Origin of the sequence: Brochothrix sp. (genome assembly GCF_017549435.1) — a bacterium.
In the GTDB taxonomy this organism is placed as follows: Bacteria; Bacillota; Bacilli; order Lactobacillales; family Listeriaceae; genus Brochothrix; species Brochothrix thermosphacta.
This window is the reverse complement of sequence record NZ_JAFYUW010000019.1, coordinates 1-3,428: the sequence shown is the minus strand read 5'-3', so window position 1 is coordinate 3,428 and position 3,428 is coordinate 1. Positions and strand designations below refer to the sequence as shown.

The window sequence follows — 3,428 nt, the reverse complement described above, 5'->3', positions numbered from 1 at the left end:
GCTATCGCTGTTATCATTTGTTTGATACTACTAAGTCTGGTGATGATTCCCATCTATATCACAGCAATGATGGGGCTAACAGAAAAAATCCGTCGACTATTTAACAAAAATAAGATGAATTAAAAAAAAACAGCAGGCTGACACTGATGTCGGTCTGCTGTTTTTTGTTCCGTGTGTTGATAACGTAAAAAAGTTCAACTGTTTTTTACAGCGAAATAATTTCCATCAGGATCAGGGAAATTGAAGGTGAGACTACCGCCCATTTCGACAATATCCCCAACAGGTATCCCTTTATTAAAAAGGTCCTCATGTAATTTTTGAATGTCTTTTGTGTAGAATAATAAAGCAGGTGTAGCCAAAGGCACTTCTGGATGCATTGCTGCAATTTGTTTTTTATCGTGAAGCACAAACTGTGTTTCTGTTGTTGATGTGGGAGCGATGTTTATCCAACGCATCCCAGCTTCGTTATGTTCAGCTAGCTGAGTGAAACCGATTTTTTCAGTCCAAAAAGTTGCAGATTGATCTAGATCATTTACGTATAACATGAGTTCGCCAATTTTTGTAATCATAAGGACACCCCTTTTCTTTTTATTTTATACTAAAAATCAAAAACTGAAGCAATTTTTGATTAAATAAGTTAAAATTAATGTGTAATCTAACTGAAGGGGGAATAAGTTACGATGAAAACACAACAAGAATGGGTCAAAGAATTAGGATTAGAGCCACATCCAGAAGGTGGTTATTATGTACGTAAATTAGCTTCACCCCATACCACAACAGTGAACGGTAATGAGCGTCCACTTTATACAAGTATTTATTTTTTATTAACATCAAATAATCCATCGCATTTCCACCAATTGAAATCAGATGAAGTGTGGTACTATCATGCTGGTCATGCATTAACTGTCCATGAATTATTAGAAGACGGTAGTTACACAACAACTGAAATTGGTCCGGATACAGCGAAAGGAGAATTGCTCCAATATGTTGTGAAGGCAGGCAGTATTTTTGGATCAAGCGTTAATGCGGATGATAGCTATAGTTTAGTAAGCTGCATGGTATCACCAGGATTTGATTACCGTGATTTCACATTATTCACGCAAGCTGAATTACTAGCATCGCACAGCAATCATCCTGAAATTATCAAAGAACTAGCGTTTGAAACATTGCCAGAATAACCGTTGAAATGAATAGTGAATACCACACGTTAGTGTGTGGTTGAGACTGAAGATAAACGCTGTTTTAGGCCGCTACTCGCGCGTCGTTTCTACTATAACAACATGCCTATTCAGTCCTCTCATATCGTAGTCAAAGTCACTTAAATCATGTTCAAAGAAAAAAACGAGACATTGTCTACAATCTGACCACACATTATTGTGTGGTTTTTTGTATTAAAAAAGACATTAGTGAGGGAACCACCAATGCCTTAAATAACAATTACTTATTGAGAAACGAGTTCATCTAAAAAAAGATCTAATTTTATGGATGAGCCATTATTATCATAAATAATGTCACTCATTTCTTTGTACTCAAGTGCGCCTTGAGCGATTTTTAATTGATCTTTCTCATAAGTAGCTCGAAGTGTTTCTTCAAAAGAACGATTGATTTTTTTGCTTTCTCGATTGACTCTAACATCTAAAGCGGTATCCATATAAACGATAGTAAAATCATGCCTTAATTTTTCATGAAAATACTTACCTAAATAAGGATTTCTTAAGCTTTCAATCACAATGGTATCGTGGTCGTTGTACATTTGTTTCATTCTTGAAATTATCTCATCCATGAAAAAGTCAGTAAATTTATTAGTGGGATGATACAAAAAGTCATGAAATTCATCCAAGCTAATCGCATTATTCATGTATTCTTTGCGGCACTGCTCAATAAAACGGACAATTTTTACTCTGGGAATTTGATGCTGCTCCTCAAGGTACTTTCCACAATAACTTTTACCACTTTCACTTAAACCTGCAAAACCAATTATTTTCATTAAAAGAGCCTCCGTTCAATAGCATAATGTACTGATAGGTAACTAATAATATCAGTTATAAAAACTTTGTTTCAGGCTGATATCTCTGTTTATGCCTCATTATACTATACTATCGTACAGACGGAACAGTTTCTGTGTAGATTGTTTTTTCACCATAAAGTTCTTGTGTGATTCCTGAAATAAAATCAGCTGAATTTTTTCCGCTTAGATTATACATGAGGAATAGGCCATAGTTCTCGTTGATAGAGCGTTTAGCAAACTGTACACTTTGTGCCTTATTGACACCTACTTCTACTGCAGCTGCACTTAAACGCGATGAATCGATTCCTGGGAATGATGGTGCACTCCATGTGCCATAGTAGGGATTCCATGAGTAATCAATACTTTTTGATAGGCTATCGTTAGCTTTAGAGTTATAAGCTGCGGGGCCAATGTTGTAAAGTGTAATTAATTTATCATCGCCAAGTCGTTGACGTAATGCTTGAACGAGCCAAATAAAAGACGAGTTATTTGGTTGCAGTGTGCCATTCTCCCCATATTTAGCGTATTCATCATCAAAATCAATGCCATCTAAACCATAAGCATTGACAACTTTTTCAAGTTCCGCGGCAAAAGCATCTGCACTCTCATAAGAAGCGAAGTTGGCAAAACCAGCACCTTGATGATTACCTAAAATGGACAGCAGTACTTTTGTTCCACGTGCTTGTATCGGTTTGATTTGCGTTGCGTTTTCATTCAAAGTTTTTTTGACTTGTTCATTTAAAAATAAATAAGGTTTTTTAGTATTTTTATCGTAATTAATATTAGCTGCGAAAATGATTCCGATATCAATCGCCGTTTTTTTTGAATTTGCTAGTGTGTATTTTCCAACATTTCGAAACTCATGATCATTCACTTCTACATACATTACTGTTTTTGGAACGACTTTGCTAGAAGCTTCTGCCTGCTGACTGGTAGTGGTGATAATTAAACCGGTTAAAAGTGTAATACAAATAAAATAGCTCGATAACAACGAAAAAACCTTTGTTCTTTTTTTCATAATATATCTCCTATCATAAAAAGTATTTATAAACGCAAAAAAAGATAGCGCTTACATTTTTATGATGTAGTAACTGGCATTAATTGTCAAGCCTTCTACTTTTTACGCAATTGCTACAGAAAGTCTCGTTCGATTGAATAGACAATGATTATAAAAAAAGTTAATCCTGATTAATAGGACCAAATTATCAAACAGGCAGTTACAATCAAAATGAACACTCGCCTCCAACTTCATAGGACAAAGGCAAAGAGGGGAGTGTTATTTTGGAGTTGAGTGGTGTTCAAACAAATGTTATGAACGTAATAATTTCTCTAATACAATGCCACCAGCGCCTTGTGAAACAATATCATAAGAATCTTTGGCAGGGTACACATTAGTAGAAATACCTGAAAAAGGCGCGAG

General features: G+C 35.4%; 4 protein-coding genes. 1 reads left to right on the top strand and 3 read right to left on the bottom strand.

What is annotated here, in order from left to right; all coding sequences use genetic code 11:
• Positions 1 to 194: 194 nt before the first annotated feature.
• Positions 195 to 569 (bottom strand): VOC family protein, encoded by a 375-nt coding sequence (locus IKV95_RS01305; RefSeq protein WP_287451327.1) that lies wholly within the window; start codon positions 567 to 569, stop codon positions 195 to 197.
• 111 nt (positions 570 to 680) lie between these two features.
• Here IKV95_RS01305 and IKV95_RS01300 point away from each other — a divergent pair, with 111 nt between their 5' ends.
• Entirely contained in the window at positions 681 to 1,178 is a 498-nt protein-coding gene (locus IKV95_RS01300) for a cupin domain-containing protein (RefSeq protein WP_029091854.1), read from the top strand.
• Between the two features lie 263 nt (positions 1,179 to 1,441).
• Here the strand turns inward: IKV95_RS01300 and IKV95_RS01295 are convergent, their stop codons facing one another.
• Positions 1,442 to 1,987 (bottom strand): nucleoside/nucleotide kinase family protein, encoded by a 546-nt coding sequence (locus tag IKV95_RS01295; RefSeq protein WP_069136331.1) that lies wholly within the window; start codon positions 1,985 to 1,987, stop codon positions 1,442 to 1,444.
• A gap of 109 nt (positions 1,988 to 2,096) precedes the next feature.
• Positions 2,097 to 3,026: an endo-beta-N-acetylglucosaminidase H gene (locus IKV95_RS01290; protein WP_287451326.1), complete on the bottom strand. Its 930-nt coding sequence runs from the start codon at positions 3,024 to 3,026 to the stop codon at positions 2,097 to 2,099.
• Positions 3,027 to 3,428 lie beyond the last annotated feature (402 nt).

Coding starts and splice junctions, on each gene's coding strand:
- IKV95_RS01295 (WP_069136331.1), bottom strand. CDS start 1,987: ATGAAAATAATTGGTTTTGCAGGTTTAAGTGAAAGTGGTAAAAGTTAT.
- IKV95_RS01305 (WP_287451327.1), bottom strand. CDS start 569: ATGATTACAAAAATTGGCGAACTCATGTTATACGTAAATGATCTAGAT.
- IKV95_RS01300 (WP_029091854.1), top strand. CDS start 681: ATGAAAACACAACAAGAATGGGTCAAAGAATTAGGATTAGAGCCACAT.
- IKV95_RS01290 (WP_287451326.1), bottom strand. CDS start 3,026: ATGAAAAAAAGAACAAAGGTTTTTTCGTTGTTATCGAGCTATTTTATT.